Source organism: Phenylobacterium sp., assembly GCF_036502675.1.
Taxonomy (GTDB): Bacteria; Pseudomonadota; Alphaproteobacteria; order Caulobacterales; family Caulobacteraceae; genus Phenylobacterium.
The window spans coordinates 39,390-59,934 of the sequence record NZ_DASXYF010000107.1; the positions used below are offsets into that span (position 1 = coordinate 39,390).

At 73.3% G+C, this 20,545-nt stretch carries 19 protein-coding genes and 1 riboswitch; of the genes, 15 read left to right on the top strand and 4 right to left on the bottom strand.

The features are described 5' to 3' along the window. Positions 1-74: 74 nt before the first annotated feature. The 4 genes from VGL30_RS13725 to VGL30_RS13740 all read left to right on the top strand — a co-directional run bounded on the left by VGL30_RS13725 (position 75) and on the right by VGL30_RS13740 (position 5,627). Positions 75-860 carry an SDR family NAD(P)-dependent oxidoreductase gene (locus VGL30_RS13725; protein WP_331540567.1) on the top strand — a complete coding sequence of 262 codons (786 nt, stop codon included), beginning with the start codon at positions 75-77 and terminating at the stop codon, positions 858-860. Between the two features lie 62 nt (positions 861-922). Next, complete coding sequence (locus VGL30_RS13730) at positions 923-2,026, top strand: amidohydrolase family protein (protein ID WP_331540568.1); 1,104 nt, start codon at positions 923-925, stop codon at positions 2,024-2,026. Further along, complete coding sequence (locus tag VGL30_RS13735) at positions 2,027-4,303, top strand: CoA transferase (protein ID WP_331540569.1); 2,277 nt, start codon at positions 2,027-2,029, stop codon at positions 4,301-4,303. A 127-nt stretch (positions 4,304-4,430) separates the two neighbouring features. Further along, the gene (locus tag VGL30_RS13740; protein ID WP_331540570.1) at positions 4,431-5,627 is read left to right on the top strand and encodes an amidohydrolase family protein; all 1,197 of its coding nucleotides are present in this window, start codon (positions 4,431-4,433) and stop codon (positions 5,625-5,627) included. Between the two features lie 16 nt (positions 5,628-5,643). Here the strand turns inward: VGL30_RS13740 and cobU are convergent, their stop codons facing one another. After that, positions 5,644-6,162: a bifunctional adenosylcobinamide kinase/adenosylcobinamide-phosphate guanylyltransferase gene (gene cobU, locus VGL30_RS13745; protein WP_331540571.1), complete on the bottom strand. Its 519-nt coding sequence runs from the start codon at positions 6,160-6,162 to the stop codon at positions 5,644-5,646. Between the two features lie 39 nt (positions 6,163-6,201). After that, positions 6,202-6,387: riboswitch (cobalamin riboswitch) on the top strand. Positions 6,388-6,534: 147 nt separating this feature from the next. On the opposite strand from cobU, the gene VGL30_RS13750 reads away from it, so the two are divergent. From VGL30_RS13750 to cobS, 10 genes are read left to right on the top strand one after another with little or no spacing between them, the layout of a single operon-like run. Then, the gene (locus VGL30_RS13750) at positions 6,535-8,487 is read left to right on the top strand and encodes a TonB-dependent receptor domain-containing protein (protein WP_331540572.1); all 1,953 of its coding nucleotides are present in this window, start codon (positions 6,535-6,537) and stop codon (positions 8,485-8,487) included. A gap of 4 nt (positions 8,488-8,491) precedes the next feature. After that, positions 8,492-9,481: an aminotransferase class I/II-fold pyridoxal phosphate-dependent enzyme gene (locus tag VGL30_RS13755; RefSeq protein ID WP_331540573.1), complete on the top strand. Its 990-nt coding sequence runs from the start codon at positions 8,492-8,494 to the stop codon at positions 9,479-9,481. Next, entirely contained in the window at positions 9,478-10,092 is a 615-nt protein-coding gene (cobO, locus tag VGL30_RS13760) for a cob(I)yrinic acid a,c-diamide adenosyltransferase (RefSeq protein WP_331540574.1), read from the top strand. The genes VGL30_RS13755 and cobO overlap by 4 nt, the downstream gene beginning before the upstream one ends. Next, positions 10,089-10,949 carry an ABC transporter substrate-binding protein gene (locus VGL30_RS13765; RefSeq protein ID WP_331540575.1) on the top strand — a complete coding sequence of 287 codons (861 nt, stop codon included), beginning with the start codon at positions 10,089-10,091 and terminating at the stop codon, positions 10,947-10,949. Before cobO ends, VGL30_RS13765 begins: the two co-directional genes overlap by 4 nt. After that, positions 10,946-11,929, top strand: a complete 984-nt coding sequence (locus VGL30_RS13770; RefSeq protein WP_331540576.1) for an iron ABC transporter permease — start codon at positions 10,946-10,948, stop codon at positions 11,927-11,929. The genes VGL30_RS13765 and VGL30_RS13770 overlap by 4 nt, the downstream gene beginning before the upstream one ends. Further along, entirely contained in the window at positions 11,926-12,702 is a 777-nt protein-coding gene (locus VGL30_RS13775) for an ABC transporter ATP-binding protein (protein WP_331540577.1), read from the top strand. Before VGL30_RS13770 ends, VGL30_RS13775 begins: the two co-directional genes overlap by 4 nt. Beyond that, the gene (locus VGL30_RS13780) at positions 12,692-13,627 is read left to right on the top strand and encodes a CobD/CbiB family cobalamin biosynthesis protein (RefSeq protein WP_331540578.1); all 936 of its coding nucleotides are present in this window, start codon (positions 12,692-12,694) and stop codon (positions 13,625-13,627) included. Before VGL30_RS13775 ends, VGL30_RS13780 begins: the two co-directional genes overlap by 11 nt. Further along, positions 13,615-15,078, top strand: a complete 1,464-nt coding sequence (locus tag VGL30_RS13785; RefSeq protein WP_331540579.1) for a cobyric acid synthase — start codon at positions 13,615-13,617, stop codon at positions 15,076-15,078. The genes VGL30_RS13780 and VGL30_RS13785 overlap by 13 nt, the downstream gene beginning before the upstream one ends. Then, entirely contained in the window at positions 15,075-16,103 is a 1,029-nt protein-coding gene (cobT, locus tag VGL30_RS13790) for a nicotinate-nucleotide--dimethylbenzimidazole phosphoribosyltransferase (RefSeq protein ID WP_331540580.1), read from the top strand. Before VGL30_RS13785 ends, cobT begins: the two co-directional genes overlap by 4 nt. After that, complete coding sequence (gene cobS, locus VGL30_RS13795; RefSeq protein ID WP_331540581.1) at positions 16,104-16,865, top strand: adenosylcobinamide-GDP ribazoletransferase; 762 nt, start codon at positions 16,104-16,106, stop codon at positions 16,863-16,865. Here the strand turns inward: cobS and VGL30_RS13800 are convergent. Beyond that, positions 16,852-17,271 (bottom strand): hypothetical protein, encoded by a 420-nt coding sequence (locus VGL30_RS13800; RefSeq protein ID WP_331540582.1) that lies wholly within the window; start codon positions 17,269-17,271, stop codon positions 16,852-16,854. The genes cobS and VGL30_RS13800 overlap by 14 nt on opposite strands. A 213-nt stretch (positions 17,272-17,484) precedes the next feature. Between VGL30_RS13800 and VGL30_RS13805 the strand changes: the two genes are divergently transcribed. Beyond that, the gene (locus VGL30_RS13805) at positions 17,485-18,276 is read left to right on the top strand and encodes an SDR family oxidoreductase (protein ID WP_331540583.1); all 792 of its coding nucleotides are present in this window, start codon (positions 17,485-17,487) and stop codon (positions 18,274-18,276) included. A gap of 61 nt (positions 18,277-18,337) precedes the next feature. On the opposite strand, the gene VGL30_RS13810 is transcribed toward VGL30_RS13805, so the two are convergent. Both VGL30_RS13810 and VGL30_RS13815 read right to left on the bottom strand, forming a co-directional pair. After that, entirely contained in the window at positions 18,338-19,633 is a 1,296-nt protein-coding gene (locus VGL30_RS13810; protein ID WP_331540584.1) for an MFS transporter, read from the bottom strand. Positions 19,634-19,974: 341 nt separating this feature from the next. Beyond that, positions 19,975-20,253 (bottom strand): helix-turn-helix transcriptional regulator, encoded by a 279-nt coding sequence (locus VGL30_RS13815; protein WP_331540585.1) that lies wholly within the window; start codon positions 20,251-20,253, stop codon positions 19,975-19,977. Positions 20,254-20,545 lie beyond the last annotated feature (292 nt).

The following is a 20,545-nucleotide window of genomic DNA, read 5'->3' on the forward strand; positions in this document are numbered from 1 at the left end:
TCGGCGGGCCCTGGGAATTAGGATGCCTGCAAACCGCGTGGCATCCCGCGTAGGAGAACAGCCCGGGAGGCGAGATGTCGGACCTGCTCAGCTCAAAGGTCGCGGTGGTGATGATGGCCACCGGCGGCATCAATTTCGAGGTGGCCCGCCAGCTCGGCCAGGTGGGCGCCCGGGCGGTGATCGTCAACGGCCGCACGGAGGCCAGCGGGGCGGCGGCGGTCGCGCGGTTGAAGGAGTCCGCGCCGGCGACCGACTACCTGTTCGTGGCCGCCGACGCCAGCGACGGGCCCTCGCAGAAGGTGCTGTTCGACGTGGCGCAGGAGCGGTTCGGCGGCGTCGACATCCTGGTCCACGCCGGCCGCTCGCCCAACCCGTCGGGCGGGGTGAAGCCGTTCACAGAGCTGGGGCCTGAGACGTTCGAGGGCGCCGCCAGGGGCTATTTCCTGTCGCTGGTCTACGCCTGCCACTACGCCGTCCCGCAGATGATGGGCCGGGGCGGCGGGGCGATCCTGGCGGTGCTGTCGGACGCGGCCAAGATCCCCACCCCCGGCGAGTCGGTGGTGGGCGGCGCGATGGCCGGCGCGGCCATGTTCATCCGCACTCTGGCCCGGGAGATGGCCCGCCACCAGATCCGCGCCAATGCGCTGACGCCCTCGCTGGTGCGCGACACCCAGGCCTATGACAACGTCATGCGCCAGGAGTTCAGCCGCAAGATCTTCGAGAAGGCCGAGCGGCGGGCGGGCCTGGGGCTGCCGGGGCCGGAGGACCTGGCGCCCATGGCCGTCTTCCTCTGCGGGCCGCAGTCGGCGCACCTGACCGGCCAGACCATCACCATCAACGGCGGTCTCGCCGTGGCGTGACCCCTGTGGCAACCTGTGGCCGCCCGGCCGGGCCGAGGCCCCGTACACCCCAGGAGCGCGCCATGTCCTACGGCCCCGTCGTCGACGCCGACGCCCATTTCATCGAGCCGGCCGAGACCTGGTCGGCGAAATACCTCGACCAGCGCTACGCCTCGGCCGTGCCCAGGCGGGTGGTCGACAGCCGCGGCCGCACGCGGCGCATGGTGGGCGACAAGCTGCTGCCCTACATCCCGCTGCCCCCCGGCAAGAAGCCCGAGCGGCTGCCGGGCGCCGCCGACCCTGCGGCCCGGCTGGCCGACATGGACCGGGCCGGCGTCGACGTGATGGTGATCTATCCCACCGCCGGACTCTATTTCTTCAGCCTGGAGGACAAGGACGCCTGCGTCGCCATGTGCCGGGCCTACAACGACTGGGCGGCGGACTTCTGCGCCCACGACCCGCGCCGGCTGGTGGCGCCGGCGGTGATCCCGCAGATGGACGTGCAGGCGGCGATCGCCGAGGCCCGGCGCGGCGCCGGGATCGGGTTGAAGGGCGCGTTCATGCGGCCCAACCCCATCGGCGGCCGCACCCTGGAGCATCCGGCCTATGAGCCGCTGTGGGCGGTGCTGGCGGAGAACAACGTGCCCGTCGTGCTGCACGAGGGCACCACCCAGGACCTGCCGCAGGTGGGCCTCGACCGCTACGACAACTTCCTGTTCCGCCACATGGTCTCCCATCCGTTCGAGCAGCAGATGGGCCTGCTCAGCCTGATCATGGGCGGGGTGCTGGAGCGCCACCCGAACCTGCGGGCGATGATCGTGGAGTGCGGGGTGGGCTGGGCGCCCTACTGGCTCGACCGCATGGACGACCACGCCCATCACTGGGGCCACGCCAGCGCGCCGCTGGCCCTGAAGCCGTCGGAGTATTTCAAGCGGCAGGTGTTCGTGGGCGCGGAGGGCGACGAGCGCCTGCTGCCCTTCACCGTGGAGGCGATCGGCGACGACAACCTCTGCTTCTCCACCGACTATCCGCACCCCGACCACGACTTCGACGGGGTGGTCGACGGCCTGAAGGCGATGAAGGGCCTCAGCGAGGAGTCCAAGCGCAAGATCCTGGGCGCCAACGCCGCGCGGCTGTTCGGCCTGGACCTCTCCTGGTGGAAGGCGCCGCGGATCGCGGCCGAATAGGTGGCCGGCGCGGCGGAGCCCGCGGGCGTCCTCCACGGACTGCGGGTGCTGGACCTGGCCCGCAGCGCGGCCGGCCAGCTCGCCGCCCGCCAGCTTGCCGAGTCCGGGGCCGAGGTGGCGCGCCTCGCCGCGGCCGGCGGGGACGCGGCGGCGGTGCGCCAGCGGTCGAAGGCGGTGCTCGACCTCGATCCCGAGGCGCCGCAGGACCGGGCGCGGCTCCTGGACCTGCTGGCCGGCGCCGACGTGCTGATCCACGACTACGGCCCCTCGCACGCCGCGGCCCTCGGGCTGGACGACGCCACGCTCACCGGGCGCTTCGCGCAGCTCGTGGTTTGCGCGGTCACCGCCTTTCCGGGCGCGGGTCCCGAGGCCGACGGCCCCTGCGCCGACAGCCTGGTGCTGGCGCGCGCCGGCATGCTGGACGAGTTCACGGGCCTTTCGCGGACGGAGGGGCCGGTCTATGTCCGCGCGCCCTTCGCCACCCTGGGGGCGGCGCGGCTGGCGCTGATCGGGGTGCTGGCCCGGCTGATCGCCCGACGGCGCGACGGGCGCGGCGGGACCGTGCGCACCAGCCTGCTGCAGGGAGCGCTGGCCTCGATGGGCTGCGTGTGGGCGCGCGCCGAGGCCCCGGCGTTCGCCTACATGTCGCGCACGCTCAGCCGCCGCGGCCCGGCGGAGGGCGGCTTCGGCAATCCCCGCTACCGTTGCGCCGACGGGCTGTGGATGCAGGTGATCGGCGTGGCGGACTTCCTGCCGCTTATGGCCGAGGCGCTGCGGGAGCTGGGCGAGACGCCGCCCGCGCCCCCCGACCGGCCCGTGCGCGGCGCGGGCCTGGGCCACGTCGGCCTGCCCGAGCCGCTGAAGGCCCGCGCCTTCGCGCGCCGTCCCCGCGCCGCCTGGCTGGAGGCGCTGTGGGGCGCCGACGTGCCCGCCTTCCCCTGCCTGGAGCTGGGCGAGATCTACGCCGACGCGCAGGCCCGCGTGAACGGCTTCTCCGTGCGGGTGGAGGACCCGGCCGGCGGGGCGAGCTGGCAGCCCGGCGCGCCCTATCTCACCGCACCGCCCAGCCGCATCCGCACGCCGCCGCCCGGACCGCCGGACTGGCCGCCGCGACCGCCGGCCGAGGTCGCCCGCGGCCCCGCGCGCCCGCCGCTGGACGGGGTCAGGGTGCTGGACCTCGGCCAGTACATCGCCGGCCCCTTCCTGGCGATGATCCTCGCCGATCTGGGCGCCGAGGTGATCAAGCTGGAGCCCGTGGGCGGCGACGGCCTGCGCCCGCCGGCGTCCGGCTTCTGGCGCCCGGCCAAGTCCTTCGCCTCCGGCAACCGCGGCAAGCGCGCCCTGGCCATCGACCTGAAGGCGCCGGAGGCGCGGCCGGTGGTGGACGCGCTCGCCGCCTGGGCCGACGTGGTCTGTCACAACGTCCGGCTGGGCGCCGTGCGCCGGCTGGGCCTGGACTACGAGACCCTGTCGGCGGACCGCCCGGAGCTGGTCTACTGCCACATCGACGCCTACGGCGCGAAGGGCCCCCGCGCCGACTGGCCGGGGTTCGACCCGCTGGCCCAGGCGGCCTCCGGCTGGCAGATGGAGGCGGCGGGCGAGGGCAATCCGCCCATGTGGATGCGCAACGCCTACATGGACTACCACTGCGGGCTGCAGGCCGCCGCCGCGGCGCTGCTGGCGATCCATCACCGCCAGGCCACCGGCCGGGGCCAGTTCTGCGGCGCCTCCCTGCTGGGCGAGTGCCTGCAGTCGATCGGCGAGGTGACGATGGACGACGCGGGGAACGTCACGCCGCGCCCGCGGCTCGACGCCGCCCAGACCGGCCTCAGCCCGTTCGACCGGCTGTACCGCTGCGAGGACGGCCGGTGGCTGGCGCTGCTGGCCAGGACGCCGGCCGAGCGGGCAGGACTGCTGGCCGCCTTCGACGCCGCCGCGCCCGAGGCGCTGGAGGCCGCCGTGGCCGCCTGGCCGCGGGAGTATGTGCTGGCCCGCCTGCGCGACGCCGGCGTCCCCGCCGAGCCGGCGCGCCAGGACCAGATGGACGCCTTCTTCGACTCCGCCGAGGCCCGCGCCCAGGGGCTGGTGGCCGCCTACGACAGCCGCGACTGGGGCCGGCTGGAGCAGGTGGGCGCGCTGTGGGACTTTGGCGACCTGCCGCTGCGCCTGGACCGCCCGCCGCCGGCGCTGGGCGAGAACACCGCCGGCGTCTGCGCCGAGCTGGGCGTGGACCCGACGCTGACGGCCCGCCTGCTGGAGCGGGGCTCCCTGAAGTAATGCGGCGCCGGCCTGCTTCGTAAGCTCCTGAAAAACAAGCCGGCGTCTGTTACGCCAGCCGGCTTTCCCTCGCCGCCGCCGCGTTCTACCGTCGCCGCAAGGCTGCGCAGCGGCCGGAGGGAACGCCATGGACAAGCCCATTCTCGATGCGTCGGTCTTCGGCGGCCGCAAGGTGATCGACGTCGACACCCATCTGACCGAGCCCCACGACCTCTGGACCAGGCGCGCGCCGGCCAGCTTGAAGGATCGCGTGCCACAGGTGAAGGTGATCGACGGCAAACGCTCCTGGGTGATCGACGGCGACAAGGTTATCGGCCTCGGCGCCAGTCCGTCGAGCACCGTCAAAAGGGACGGCGGCAAGTGGCCGGGGCTGGATTACCTGAAGCAACAGATCGAGGACGTGCACCCGTCCTCATACAGCGCCAAGGAGCGCGTGGAGCTGCTGGACGCCACGGGGGTGGCCGCGCAGGTGCTCTATCCCAACATCCTGGGCTTCGGCGGCCAGAAGGCCGCGCGGGTGGACGACGAGTTGCGCCTGGCCTCGGTGCAGATCTTCAACGACGCGATGGGCGAGTTCCAGGCCGAGAGCGGCCAACGGATCTTTCCGATGGCGCTGTTGCCCTGGTGGGACCCGAAGCTGGCCGTCAAGGAGATGGAGCGCGCCCGCGCCATGGGACTGCGGGGCGTCAACATCAATTCCGACCCGCATACCTTCACCGGTTCCGACGGGAGCAAGCTGCCGGATCTGGGCCAACCCTTCTGGGACCCGATGTGGGAGGCCTGCGAAGCCCTCGACATGTCGGCGAACTTCCATATCGGCGGCTCGGAGCAGTCGATGGACTGGTTCGGCGACCAGGGCTGGCCGGGCCTGCCGAACGACCTGCGCATGGCGCTGGGCGGGGCGATGCTGTTCATGAACAACGGCCGGGTGATGGGCAACCTGGTCCTCTCGGGCCTGATCGACCGTTTCCCGAAGCTGAAGTTCGTCTCGGTGGAGAGCGGCCTGGGCTGGGTGCCGTTCATCCTTGAAGCCCTCGACCACGAGTACAAGGAAGTGGGCGTCAACGTGGGCACGCTGCAGCGCCTGCCCTCCGAGTACTTCGCGACCAATTTCTATACCTGCTTCTGGTTCGAGCGCCGCGACCTGACCTACATGATCCGCACGGTGGGGGTCGACAACGTGATGTTCGAGACCGACTTCCCGCACCCCATCTGCCTCTATCCGATCGACGACATGGACAAGGCGATGAGCGGCCTGACCGAAGAGGAGAAGGTCAAGGTGCTCTCAGGCAACGCCGCCAGGGTCTACAACATCGAGGTGTGAGGCGAGGGGGCCGGCTCTATCCCTTCAGCCGGAGCGGCAGCCCGGCGATCACCGCCACCACCGTGTCGGCGGCCCGCGCCAGCCGCTGGTTGGCGAGGCCCGCGGCGTCGCGGAAGCGGCGGGCCAGCGCATTGTCCGGCACGATGCCGGCGCCCACCTCGTTGGAGACCAGGAACAGCGCCGCCGGCGAGGCCGACGCCGCTTCGGCGAACGCCTCGACCTCGGCGTCGACGTCCGCGTCCGCCCCCATCAGGTTCGAGAGCCACAGCGTCAGGCAGTCGATCACCGCCACGTCGGCGGGCCCCAACGCGCGCACGGCCCCGGCCAGGCCCAGCGGCGCCTCCACCGTCGTCCAGCCGCCGCCGCGTTCGGCCCGGTGGCGGGCGATGCGGGCGGCCATCTCGGCGTCGAGCGGCTCGGCGGTGGCGATCATCACCAGGCGCCCGCCGGTCTCCGCGGCCCGCGCCTGGGCGGCCGCCAGCGCATGGCGGGTCTTGCCCGATCGGGCGCCGCCCAGCAGCAAAGTCAGCCCCATGGCCGTGCTCCCGCGATTGACGCGCCCGCCGGCTGCGCCTAAGGCGGCGCTGCGACAGGTCCCCGCAAGGGGTGAAAAGGGAACTCAGGTGCGACACCTGGGCTGCCCCCGCAACTGTAAGCGGCGAGCCCGCGCGTCATAGTCCACTGGACCTCGGTCTGGGAAGGCGACGCGCACCGGCTGCGACCCGCGAGCCAGGAGACCTGCCTGACGCAGTCGTCTTTCGACCGGCCGGGGTGCGCCGGGCGAACGGGTCTTCCCGACAGGCGACGTTTGTTGGCCGCGCGCGGCGCGGGCCGGACAGGCGTGCGTCAAGCCCGCCCCGTCCTGCCCGAGCTTCGCCGGTCGCCGTCATGAACCAGGGGATGACCCATGCGACCTATGCTGCTTTCCACCGCCGCCCTCGCGGCGCTTTCCAGCTTCAGCCCGGCCTTCGCCCAGACCGCGACGCCCGCCGTCGCCGCCCAGGCGGTGGGCGAACTCATCGTCACCGCCAACCGCACGCCCCAGCGCGCCGACCGCATCGGACAGTCGGTCACCGTCATCGACCACGACGCGATCACGGCCAGCCAGGCGCTGCTCGCCAGCGACCTGCTCGCCCGCGTCCCCGGCGTCAGCGTCACCCGCAACGGCGGCCCCGGCGGCGTGACCTCGGTACGCATCCGCGGGGCGGAGGACGGCCAGACCGTGCTGGCCATCGACGGGGTGAAGCTGAACGACCCGGCGTCCACCAGTGGCGGCTACAACTTCGCCAACCTGATGATCGGCGACGCCGACCGCATCGAGGTCCTGCGCGGCAGCCAGTCGACCCTGTGGGGCAGCCAGGCGATCGGCGGCGTGGTCAACATCCTCACCGCCCGGGCGACGAAGCCGTTCGAGGCGACGGTGCAGGCGGAAGGCGGCTCCATGAGCACCGCCGACGTCCGCGCGACGGCGGGCGGCGCCGGGACCTGGGGCGACTGGCGGATCGCAGCCGGCCGCTTCAGCACCCGCGGGGTTTCGGCCTATCGCTACGGGACGGAGAAGGACGGCTACCGCAACACCGGCGCCACCGCCCGCGGCCGGGTGCAGCTGAGCGAGGCGGTGAGCCTCGACTTGCGCGGCTATTATTCCAAGGGCCGCAACGAATTCGACGGCTTCCCGGCCCCGGCCTTCAGCTTCGACGACACCGCCGAATATGCGCTGACCCGCGACCTCGTGGGCTATGCCGGCGTCAACTTCGACCTGCTGGGCGGCGCGCTGAAGAACCGGCTGGGGGTGAACTACACCCGCACCGACCGCGACCAGTTCAACCCCGCCCAGACGGTGACCACCAAAACCTTCGACGCCCGCGGCCGCAACCGGCGCTTCGAGTACCAGGGGGTCTGGACCTTCTCCGAGGCCTGGGCGGCCACCTTCGGGGCGGAGTCCGAGGATGCGTCCATGCGCACGGCCTCGCCCTCGTCCTTCGACGCCAACCCCGCGCCGGTCCGCGGCAAGGCGGGGATCGACAGCCTCTACGCCCAGGTGCGCGGCATGGTGCTCCAGGGCCTGACCCTGACCGGCGGCCTGCGCCGCGACAGCCACGACACCTTCGGCGACCACACCCTGGGCCAGGCCGACCTCGCCTGGTCGCTGAACGACGGGAACACCGTGCTGCGCGCCAGCTACGGCCAGGGCTTCAAGGCCCCGACCCTCTACCAACTCTACAGCATATACGGAAACCTCGCCCTGGCCCCCGAGCAGGCCGACGGCTGGGACGCCGGGATTGAGCAGCGCTTCGTGGACGGGCGGCTGCGCCTGCGGGCGACCTGGTTCGAGCGGGCGACGAAGAACCAGATCGACTTCGTCTCCTGCTTCGCCAGCGCGGCCAGTCCGGTCTGTTTCGTGAACGGCGTGCGCCGCTCGGGCGGTTACGACAACGTCGCCCGCACCAAGGCCGAGGGCGCCGAGCTGGAGGCCTCCGCCGACCTGGGCCCGCTGACGGTGGAGGCCAGCTACACCTACACCCACGCCCGCAACGCCGTGGCGGGCTCGGCCAACGACGGCAACCGCCTGCCGCGCCGGCCGGAGCAGCAGGCCGACATCGCCGCCACCTACACCTGGGCCAACGGCGCGGCGCTGGGCGGGGAGATCCGCTACGTCGGCCGCAGCTTCGACGACGCCGCCAACGCCACGGTGCTGCAGGCCTACACCCTGCTGGATCTGCGGGCGTCCTACCCCGTCAACGACGCCATCGAGGTGTTCGGCCGGGTGGAGAACGCCTTCGACGACGACTACGAGACCGTGCGCAACTATGGTTCCACCGGCAGGGCGGCCTACCTGGGCGTCCGTGGGAGGTTCTGATCCGGTGACCACGGCGCTGGAGGTCCTGTTCCGCCACGGCGGCCGGCTGGCCGCGGCGAAGGCCGCATTCCCGGACGCGCCGCAGCCGTGGATCGACCTCTCCACGGGGATCAACCCGCGTCCCTGGCGCGGGGCCCGTGCGGCGTCCGCCGACCTGCGGCGCTTGCCGGACCCCGAGGCCGTGGCCGCCCTGGAGGCCGCCGCCGCCCGGTCCTTTGGGGCCGCGCCGGCTGCGGTCGCGGCGGTTCCGGGGGCGGAGGCGGGGCTCAGGCTGCTGCCCCGCCTGACCGGCGCGCGCTCGGCGGCGATCGTCGCGCCCACCTACGGCGGCCACGCCGAAGCCTGGGCGGCCGCCGGCGTGGCCGCCGCCGCCGTGCGCGACCTCGACGACGACCGGGCGGCCGAGGCCCTGGTGGCGGTCAATCCCAACAACCCCGACGGATCGGCGATCCCGCCTGGCCGGCTGGCCGCCCAGGCCGCCCGGCGCTGGGTGATCGTCGACGAATCCTTCGGCGAGACCGTCCCGGACCTGACCCTGGCCTCGCGCGCCGGCGGGCGGCTGGTGGTGCTGCGTTCGTTCGGCAAGTTCTACGGCCTGCCCGGCGTGCGCCTGGGCTTCGTGGTCGCCGAGCCCGCCCTGGCCGCCAGGGTGCGGGCCGCCTTCGGAGACTGGCCGGTGGGCGCGGAGGCCCTGGCCGCGGCGCCCGGCGCCTACGCCGACGAGGCCTGGCGCGCGCGCACGGTCCGCCGGCTCGCCGGCGACGCCGCCCGGCTCGACGCCCGTCTGGCCGCCGCCGGGTTCGAGGTGCTGGGCGGGACCTCGCTGTTCCGCCTCGCGCGGCGCCGCGACGCCGCCGCCGCCTTCCGCGCGCTGGCGGGGCGCGGCGTGCTGGCGCGCCCTTTCCGCGACCATCCCCACTGGCTGCGCTTCGGCCTGCCCGCGCCCGGCCAGTGGCCGCGGGTCGAAGCCGCGTTGCAGGAGCTGCGCCCATGACCGACGAGGACGCGAAGAACCGCGGGCACGCCGACGCCATGAAGGCGCTGCAGGCCGAGCGCGAGGCGCTGATGGCGACCAAGACCGCCGAGGGCGCCGGCCTGCTGCTGGTGCACACCGGCGATGGCAAGGGCAAGTCCACCGCCGGCTTCGGCATGGTCGCCCGCGCCCTGGGCTGGGGCCAGCACGTCGGGATCGTCCAGTACATCAAGGGCAAGTGGATCACCGGCGAGCGGCAGTTCTTCCGCCGTTTCCCCGACCTGGTCCGCTACGAGGTGATGGGGGAGGGGTTCACCTGGGACACCCAGGACCGCGCCCGCGACGTCGCCGCCGCCGAAGCCGCCTGGGCCAGGTCGCTGGAGATGCTGCACGACCCGGCCATCGACTTCCTGCTGCTGGACGAGCTGAACATCGCCCTGCGCTACGACTACCTGGACATCGCCGCGGTGGTCGCCGCCCTGCAGGCCCGGCCGCGCGACAAGCACGTCTGCGTCACCGGCCGCAACGCCAAGCCGGAGCTCTTGGCCATCGCCGACCTGGTCACCGAGATGACCCTGGTCAAGCACCCCTTCGAGCAGGGGATCAAGGCCCAGCGCGGGATCGACTTTTGAGCCGGGCCCCCACCCGCCGGGCCGCCGCCGCGGGGCTCGCCGCCGGCCTGCTCTCGGGGGGCGCCCGGGCGGCCGCGCCGGCGCCGAAGCGGATCGTCTCGCTCAACCCCTGCCTGGACGTGATCCTGGTCCACCTGGCCGACCGCGCGCAGATCGTGGCGCTGAGCCACTGGTCGCACGATCCGGAGACCTCCAGCCTGGGCCCGGTGGGGCGCACCTTCCCCTACACCTACGAGTCCGCCGAGGAGGTGGTGGCGCTTCGGCCCGACCTGGTGCTGACCGGCGGGCATTCCTCCGCCGCCTCCCGTGCGGCCCTGGCGCGGCTGGGCGTGCGCACCGCGCTGTTCGCCGCCCCCGACACCGTCGAGGAGAGCCTGGCGCAGGTGGCCGAGGTCGCGCGCGCCGTCGGCCGCCCGCAGCGCGGCGACGCCCTGGTCGCCCGCATCCGGGCCGCCATCGCCCGGGCCGCGCCGCCGCCGGGCGAGCGGCGGCTGACGGTGCTGGTCTACCAGTCCGGCGGGTTCGCCGCCGCCAAGGGGGCGCTGATGGACGACATGCTGACCCGCGCGGGCTTCGACAACGCCGCCACCCGCTACGGCCTGAAACGCACCGGCGACGTGCCGCTGGAGCGGGTGATCGCCGACCCGCCGGACGTGCTGCTGGCCGGTGAGCCCCGCCCCGGCGCGCCCAACTGGGCCGACCGGGTGCTGACCCATCCGGCGCTCTCGCATGTGCGCGGGCGGATGCACCGCGCCGTCTTCCCCCAGCGCCTGACCTTCTGCGGCGGGCCGGTGCTGATCGAGACCGCCGCCATGCTGGCCCGCGTCCGCCGCGAAGCCCTGCAGGCCCTCGCGTGAGCGTCCGCCATCGCCGCCTCGCCCTCGCCGTCCTGGCGCTGCTGATCGGGCTGCTGGCGCTGGCCAGCCTCGCCGCCGGCCGGGTCTGGGCGCCGCTCAGCGCCTGGAGCGACCCGGACGACCCGCGCTGGGCGATCATCTTCGAGCTGCGCCTGCCGCGCACCGTGCTGGCCGTCTTCGTCGGCGGGTCTCTCGGCATGGCCGGCGCGGCGATGCAGGGCTACACCCGCAACCCCCTGGCCGACCCCGGCGCGCTCGGCGTCTCCTCCACCGCGGCCCTGGGCGCGGTGCTCACCCTCTACCTGGGTGCCGGGGCGCAGGCCTCCTGGGTGATCGCCGTAGCGGCGATGGGCGGCGCCCTGCTCGCGGTGTTCTTCCTGCTGGCGCTGTCGGGCGCGGCCTCCAGCATCGTCACCTTCGTCCTGGCGGGCGTGATCCTGCAGACCGTGGCCGCCGCCGGCGTGGCCCTGGCGCTCAGCCTCGCCCCCAACCCCTGGGCGGTGAACGAGATCATCGACTGGTTGATGGGCTCGCTGGCCGACCGCAGCGTCGCCGACGTCGCCCTGGCCGCGCCGCTGATGGCCGTGGGCTGCGCGCTGCTGCTGCTCACCGGCCGCGGCCTCGACGCCCTCACCCTGGGCGAGGACGGCGCCCGCTCGCTGGGCGTCGACCTGACCCGCCTCCGCTGGGCCCTGGCGCTGGGCGTGGCGCTCACCGCCGGGGCCAGCGTCGCCGTCACCGGGGTGATCAGCTTCGTAGGCCTGATCGTGCCCCATCTGCTGCGGCCGCTGGTGGGGTCCAGGCCGGGCGGCCTGCTGATCCCCAGCGCCCTGGGGGGCGCGGCCCTGGTGCTGGCGGCCGACATCCTGGTGCGCCTGACCCCGGCCGCCGGCGAGGTGAAGCTGGGGGTGGCCATGGCGATCCTCGGCGGGCCGTTCTTCTTCGCCCTGCTGCTCTCCATGCGCCGGAGGCTGGCGTGAGCGGCCTGTCCGCCCACGGCCTGCGCTTGAGCCTCGGCGGCAAGCCGGTGCTGGACGGCGTCGACGCCGCCTTCCGGCCGGGCCAGGTCACCGCCGTCCTCGGGCCCAACGGGGCCGGCAAGTCCACCCTGCTGGCCTGCCTCGCCGGCCTGCGCCGTCCCGACGCCGGAGAGGTCCGGCTGGACGACGAACTGGTGGCCGCCCTGTCGCCGCGCGCGCGGGCCCGGCGCATCGGCTTCCTGCCGCAGATCGCCGAGGTCGCCTGGGCGGTGGAGGCGCGCATCCTGGTGGGCCTGGGCCGCACGCCGTTCATCGGCTCCCGCGGGCTCTCGGACGAGGACGCGGCCGCCGTCGCCGAGGCCATGCGCGCGGCGGGGGTCGAAGGCCTGGGCGAGCGCCTGGTCACCACGCTCAGCGGCGGCGAGCGGGCCCGGGTGCTGATCGCCCGCGCCCTGGCCGGCCGGCCGCAGTGGCTGCTGGCCGACGAGCCGCTCACCGGCCTCGACCCCGGCCACCAGCTCGACGCCGCCGAGCTGTTCCGCACCCTGGCCCACGGCGGGGGCTGCGGGGTGGTCGTCACCCTGCATGACCTGTCGCTGGCCGCCCGGCTGGCCGACCGGATCGTGGTGATGGCGCAGGGCCGCATCCTCGCCGACGGCCCGCCGGAGCAGGCGCTGGCGCCGGAGGTCCTCAGCCGGGCCTATGGGGTCGAAGCGCGCCTCACGGCCGGCACGGCCGGGCCGCTGGTCGAGGTCATCGGCCGTGCCGGCTGACCCCTGGCTGGTGCTGGCCGCCGGCGCGGTGGAGGCGGCGACCGGTTATCCCCAACGCCTGCACGCGCGCCTGCCGCATCCGGTGGCCTGGATCGCCGCCGCCCTGCGCGGCCTGGAAATACGCCTCAACCGCGGCGGTGCGCGGACCCGGCGGCTGGCCGGCGCCGCGAGCCTCGCCCTGGTCGCCGGCGGGGCGGCCTTGGCCGGCCATGGCCTCGAGCGCCTGCTGGCCGGCCCCGCCTGGGGTTTCGCGGCGGCCGCCGTGGCCGGCTCGCTGGGCCTGGCCGCGCGCAGCCTTCACGACCACGTGGCGGCCGTCGACCGGGCGCTTTCCGCCGGCGATCTGCCGGGCGCCCGCGCCGCCGTGGGCCGCATCGTCGGCCGCGATGTCGGCGGCCTCGACGAGACGGGCGTCGCCGCCGCGGCCCTGGAGAGCCTGGCCGAAAGCTTCAACGACGGGGTGGCGGCCCCGCTGGCCTGGTTCCTGGTGGGCGGCCTGGCCGGCCTGTTCGCCTACAAGGCCGTCAACACCGCCGACAGCCTGATCGGCCACCGCGACGAGCGCTATCGCTGGTTCGGCTGGCCCGCGGCCCGCACCGACGACCTGATGAACCTGCTCCCCGCCAGGCTGGCCGGCGGTCTGCTGGCGCTGGCGGGCGGTGGCGGTTGGCGGGTCATGTTCCGCGACGCCGGCCGGCACGCCTCGCCTAACGCCGGCTGGCCGGAGGCGGCGATGGCCGGCGCGCTGCGCGTGCGGCTGGGCGGCCCGGTGGCTTACGACGGCGAGCCGCACCACCGCGCGGCGCTGGGCGAGGGCCCCCCGCCGACGCCGGCCGACCTGCGCCGCGGCCTGGCGCTCTATCGCCGCGCGCTGGCGCTGGCGGCGCTGGCCCTGCTGGTGGGAGGCCTCGCATGGCGGCGCTGATGATCCAGGGCTGCGGCTCGGACGTGGGCAAGTCGGTGCTGGTCGCCGGCCTCTGCCGCCTCTACGCCAACCGCGGCCTGAAGGTGCGCCCGTTCAAGCCGCAGAACATGTCCAACAACGCGGCGGTCACCGCCGATGGCGGCGAGATCGGCCGCGCCCAGGCGGTGCAGGCCATCGCCTGTCGCACCCCGGCCAGCGTCCACATGAACCCGGTGCTGCTCAAGCCGCAGAGCGACACGGGCGCCCAGCTGGTGGTGCACGGCAGGGTGGCCGGGACCTGGGCCGCCGCGGCCTTCCAGTCCCGCAAGGGCGAACTGCTGGATGTGGTGCTGGAAAGCTTCCGCACGCTGCAGGCCGAGGCCGACCTGGTGCTGGTGGAGGGCGCCGGCAGTCCTGCCGAGATCAACCTGCGGGCCGGCGACATCGCCAACATGGGGTTCGCCCGCGCCGCCGGCGTGCCGGTGGTGCTGGTGGGCGACATCGACCGCGGCCATGTGATCGCCGCGCTGGTCGGAGCCCACGAAGTGCTGGATCTCGCGGACCGCGCCATGGTCCGCGGCTTCCTGATCAACAAGTTCCGCGGCGATCCGGCCCTGTTCGACGCCGGCCGCGCGGCCATCGCCGCCCGTACCGGCTGGCGCGACTGCGGCGTGGCCCCCTGGCTCGCCGCCGCCCGGCGCCTGCCGGCGGAGGACGCCGTCGTGCTGGACGAGGCCCGCGCCGCCGCCGGCGGGAAACTGCGCATCGTCGTCCCCATGTTCTCGCGCATGGCCAACTTCGACGACTTTGACGCCCTGAGAAGCGAACCGGCCGTGGCCTTCGCCTTCGTCCCGCCGGGCGCCGCCCTGCCGGGCGACGCCGACCTCGTGGTGCTGCCCGGGACCAAGGCGACGTTGGCCGACCTCGCCTTCCTACGCGCCCAGGGCTGGGACGTGGACCTGGCCGCCCATGTCCGCCGCGGCGGCCGGGTGCTGGGGATCTGCGGCGGCTACCAGATGCTGGGCCGGCGCATCGCCGATCCCCTCGGGCTGGAGGGGCCGCCCGGCGAGGCCGCGGGCCTCGGCCTCCTGGACGTGGAGACCGTGCTGCAGCCGGAGAAGGTGCTGCGCGCCGCCGCGGGCCGCCTGACTTCCGGCGCCCGCTTCGCCGGCTATGAGATCCACGCCGGCCGCACCCACGGGCCCGACGCCGCCCGGCCCTTCCTGGTCCGCGACGAAGGGACGGGAGAGGGGGCGGTCTCCCTCGACGGCCGCATCGCCGGGGCCTATGTCCACGGCCTGTTCGACGTCGGCGAGGCCCGCGCCGCCCTGCTGGCCGAGTGGGGCGCGGCGTCCGACGGCCTCGACCAGTCCGCCCGCATCGACGCGGCGCTCGACGAACTGGCCCTGGCGCTGGCCGACGCCTTCGACATCCCGGCGCTTTCGGCCATCGCCGGACTGGAGCCCCGATGACCCTGCCTGACATCCCCGCCCTCGACCGCGCCGCCGAACCGGGGTTGCGCGCCCGCCTCGACGGCAAGGCCAAGCCGCCCGGCGCGCTGGGCCGCGTCGAGGACCTGGCCGTCCGTCTGGCGTTGATGACCGGGCGCGAAGATCCGGTCATCGACCGCTGCCGCCTGCTGATCTTCGCCGGCGACCACGGTCTCACCGCCGAGGGCGTCTCCAGCTATCCGTCCGAAGTCACCGCCGCCATGGTCGCCACCTTCCTGGCCGGCCGCGCCACGGCCAACGCCTTCGCCGCGGCGGTGGGCGCCGAGGTGCGGGTGGTGGACGCCGGCGTCGACGCCGACCTCGCGCCGCATCCGGCGCTGATCGACGCCAAGGTCCGCCGCGGCGCGCGCAACGCCGCCGTCGAGCCGGCGCTGACCTGCGGCGAGGTCGAGACGGCGCTCGCCCGCGGCGCGCAGATCGCCGCCGGCGCCGCCGAGGCCGCCGACGTGATCGCCATCGGCGAGATGGGCATCGGCAACAGCGCCGCCGCCGCCCTGGTGGTCCACCGCCTGGCGCCCGCGCCGCTGGCCGACTGCGTGGGCGCCGGCGCCGGCCACGACGCCGCGGGCCTGGCCCGCAAGGCCGCGGTGCTGCGGCGGGCCGCCGCGCGCACCGCCGCCGCTGCGCCGCTCGACGTGCTGGCGGAGTTCGCCGGGCTGGAGATCGCCATGATGGCCGGCGCCGTGCTGGGCGCGGCCGGCCGGCGCAGGCCCGTGCTGGTGGACGGCTTCATCGCCTCGGCCGCCGCGCTGGCCGCGATCCGCCTGGTCCCCGCCGCGGCGGACTACTGCATCTTCGCCCACCGCTCGGCGGAGCGCGGCCACGACATCCTGCTGCGCAGCCTGGGGGCCGAGCCATTGCTCGACCTCGGCCTGCGCCTGGGCGAGGGCTCCGGCGCGCTGCTGGCCCTGCCGCTGCTGCGCGCCGCCGCCCGTCTGCTCACCGACGTCGCCAGCCTCGACGACGTCATCGCCGGGCGCCTCTAGATGCGTCGCCAGCTCCAGCTCGTCGCCTGCGCCGTCCAGTTCCTGACCCGCGTCCCCATGCCCGCCCAGGCCGGCTTCGAGCCCGGCTGGATCACGCGGTCCGCCCGCTACTTCCCGCTGGTGGGCCAGGGCGTGGGCGCGATCAGCGCCGCCGCCTGGCTCGCGGGCCTGCAGGTCTGGCCCCCCGCCCTGGCCGCCCTGGTGGCGGTGGGCCTGGGCATCCTGGTCACCGGCGCCTTCCATGAGGACGGCCTGGCCGACACCGCCGACGGCCTGGGCGGCGGCCGGACGCCCGAACGCCGGCTGGAGATCATGAAGGACAGCCGCGTCGGGACCTACGGCGTCCTGGCGCTGGGCCTGGTGGTCGCGCTGCGGGTCGCGGCGCTGACCAGCCTTTCGCCCGGCTTCGGCGCGGTGGCCCTGGTGGCCGGCCACGGGGCGGCGCGGGCGACGGCGGTGATGGCCATGCGCGCCACGCCCTACGCGGGCGACCGCGACGCCGCCAAGTGGACGCCGTCGCCCGCCCCGCCGGGCTTCGCCGATTTCGCCGTCGCCGGGCTGATCGCCGTCTGGCCGTTCGCCTTCATGCCGCCGGCGGCCACCGTGGCGGGGCTCGGCCCCGCCCTGGTCGCCGCCTGGCTGACCATGCTCCTGGCGCGGCGGCTGGTCGGCGGCCACACCGGCGACGTGCTGGGCGCGGTGGAGCAGGTGTTCGAGGCGACGTTCCTGGTCGGCCTGGCGGCGGTCTTCAGGCCCGGTTGATGTCGCCCATCCAGGCTTCGGCCCGGTGCATGATGAACGAGACCACCTTCCAGCCCTCGGGCCACTTGAAAAGATGATAGGCGCCGGCTTGCTGGGTGAGAATTTCGCCCTTGTCGTTCACCCGGTCGAAGACCACCGCGGCGGCGGCCGTGTCGTCGTCCAGCGGATAAACCTTCAGCTTCGAGATCCGCCCGTTGGTGATGTAGCTGCTGCGCATCTTGGCGTGCGTGGCGCTCCAGTGGGAGACGAACTTCTCGGGGGTGTCCAGGTAGAGGACCCGGCCGAAGCTCGTCAGGGTGCAGGGAATCGCGAAGTACCGCAGGCAGCCCTCGATATCGTCTTCGTTGAAGGTCTTGCGGTAGTCCGCGAAAAGCTGGGCGACTTCGGCCTCGGTGTTCTGGGTCATCAGTTTCCTCCGTGGGGCGGCCGCACGATCGTTCGCCGCGCGCCGGCTCCGGACACTATGAAGGCGCCGCGGCGTGGCCGCTACTCCGCGAGGCTCCGGGGCGGCGACTTTGCCGGTCATGCCGGCTGGACGCAAACCCCCCCGGCCGTCACATTCGGCGTGCGCGGGCGTCTCGCCAAGGCTCCGTGCTCAAACGCCAGGGGAGGTGCGAGCGTGCTGGATTTCGGGCTTGAGGGGCGCGCCGCCCTGGTCACCGCCGGCGCGGGCGGCATCGGCGAGGGGGCGGCCATCGCCCTGGCGCGGGCCGGCGCCGACGTGGCCATCGCCGACATCGACGCCCGGAACGGCGAGCGGGTGGTCGGCGAGATCCGGGCGCTGGGGCGCCAGGCCCAGTTCATCGACATGAACGCCCTGGAGACCGGGCAGGTGCGGGCCGCGGTGGCGTCCGCCGCCCAGCGGTTCGGCCGGCTCGACGTGCTGGTCAACAACGTCGGCGGCGTCCGGTCGCGGCCTTTCCTCAGCCAGAACGACGGCAACTGGAAGCGGGTGATCGACCTGAACCTCATCAGCATGCTGGCCGCCACCCAGGACGCGATCCCGCACATGATCAAGGGCGGCCGGGGCGGGGCGATCGTCAACGTCGCCTCCAGCGAGGCCTTTCGCGCCGCGCCCAACTACAGCGTCTACGCCGCCTGCAAGGCCGGCATGACCGAGTTCACCAAATCCATGGCGCTGGAGTTCGCCGAGCACGGCGTGCGGGTCAACTGCATCGCCCCCGACGGCATCGAGACGCCCGGCGCCCACCCCTCCGGCGACCCGGTCGAGCGCAGCCGGCACATCCCCCTGGGCCGCTGGGCCTCGATCCACGAGGCGGGGAACACCATCGCCTTCCTGGCCTCCGACCTGGCCAGCTACGTCACCGGCGCGACCCTGGCTGTGGACGGCGGCATCGGCGCCGCCGGCGGCTGGATCCGCCGCAAGGACGGCGGCTGGGGGCTGACGTGACCGGACGTCGCCGGAGAAAGCCCGCAGCGGGTCGGACGGCCGAACGCGCGGCCGGACAGGCTCAAACGCTCTGGGCCTGGGGTTCCGCAGCGCGCCGTCGTGCGATCGTCCCGCCTTTCAGGTCCACGAAGCTTATCAGCACGACGGAGAGCACGACACACGCCATCAGGGTCACGAACGCCAGGGTGTAGGCGCCCGTCCGGTCGTACATCACCCCCGTGTAACGCAACGCTATGATGGACAGGGGCTGGGTGCCCAGATGCATCGCCCCCCAGGCCAGGCCGAAGCTGCGCGACCCGAACACGCTGGCGGTCAGGAGCAACTTGACCGGATAGACCCCGCCGATGGCGACGCCGATGATCGAACAGGCGGCGACCATGACCCAATAGCCCGGCCAGACCACGTAGAGCGCCAGCAGGATCAGGTGGAACAGCACGACGACGGCGAACAGGCGCCGGAGGTCGAACCGGTCCGCGAGATAACCCACCACCAGCTTGCCGCAGAGCGCGGACGCCGACTGGCAGGCGACGATCAGCGAGGCGGCCTTTAGGTCCACGCCTCTGTCCAGCATGTAGGGCACCTTGCTGGCCAGAATCACCTGGTCGCTGGCGAGCAGCAGGCCGATGCCGAACATGATCAGGTGGAAGTTGCGATTGCGAGCCAGCTCGCCGAGCGTCCAGGTGCGGTCTTCGACGTTGGGCTTGCGGCTCTCCTCCGGCTGAGTTTCGCCTGCGGCCTCCAGTTGGTCCTCGCTCGGGCGGTCACGCATGACAAGCGAGCCCAGCACGACCACCACCGCCGTAAGTGCGGACCCCATGATCAGCAGCGCCGTGCGCCAGCCGAACGTTTCGATCAGCGCCGCCGCCGCGGGGCTGACGACGAGGCCGGCGACGGACGAGTTCATGGCCATGACGCCCAGGGCGCGCCCGCGCCGACGCCTGAACCAGCGCGTGACGACCGTCGTGCTCGAAAGCAGGCCCGCCAGCGTCCCGCCCATGGCCAGCGGGCCGAAGATCATGGCTGCGATCAGCCAGAGCGAATTCGTGTTGGCGATGGTCAGAAACCCGGTCAGCATCAACACTGCGCCGACAGGCATCACGAGCCTCACCGGCAACCGGTCCACGAGCCAGCCGCCCAGGGGCGCCCAGAGGGTCATGCCGAGCATGAAGGCGATGTAGCCGTTGTTCGCGTCGGCCCGGGACAAACCGAATTCCCTGCTGACCGGCGCCACGAGCAGACCGAACAGATAGATCGTCGACCCGATCACCAGGGCGGCGTTGACGAAGCCGGCCGCCACGATCCACCAGCCGGGATAGACGCGCTGGGGAAAGGGGCGCGGAAGGGCCTCGGGCGTCATGTCGTGTTCCTCTCCTGCCGCTTGACCGCTCCTCTGCAGGAAGCCGCTGTCAAGCCCGGCCGGTCTTTTTGGACGGTCCACGTCGCGACGGCTTGGTTGACGAAGGTCTCAATCGTGGCGGCGTCCCGCCCAGCCGGTCGCCTCTTGCAACCTATATCCCCGGGGATCGCGGCGCCGAGCAAAATTGTGGTGCGATAGGCCGTGCCTGAACCGCCTGACGCCATGACCGATCGGAGATCTCGGTCGGCGGGGTCATCACCGCGACCGTGGGCTTCGCAGTTCTCGTAGCGGCGCGGTTCCGCCTTCTATGACGGCGTGCGGCTTAGGGCGCGATCCGCGGGTCAGGCGGCGGCGGCCGGGGTCAGTTGCGGATCGGCCAGTCGCAAGCCCGGGCCGGCGCCGGACCGCAGGTCGAACACGATGCCCCGCTGGTGGAAAGCCTGGACGACGGCGGCGACCGTGCGGGTGTTGGCCTCGACCGGCCCGCGCATCCGCTCCAGGCGCTTGATGGTCTCCAGGCTGACGCCGGCCGCGGACGCCAGCTCCGCCTGCTCCAGCCGCAGGAACGCCCGGCCGGCGCGGATCTGTTCGCCCATGAGCAACAGAGCGGTGAACGACATTTGGTCCTCGACACTTCCCAAGTCGCCAACGCGGTAAATAATGCGTTGAGCATTTCGGATCAGGGCGGGTAGTTCGCAGTCTGTTCTATCTAACGAACTCGATGGATAATGACACATTATGGGACAGTTTTTGTTTCGTCCAGTGTCCGCCGGAGCATGCGACAATCTGGCATCAATAACACTGGTATATGAGCGCCCCGATTAATCGTCCATTTTGCATTACTGGTGCATGTTGACCAGGATATCGCAGTTCTCGTTCCGCGTTTACTAAAGGTGTCGGTTGTCTGCGCTG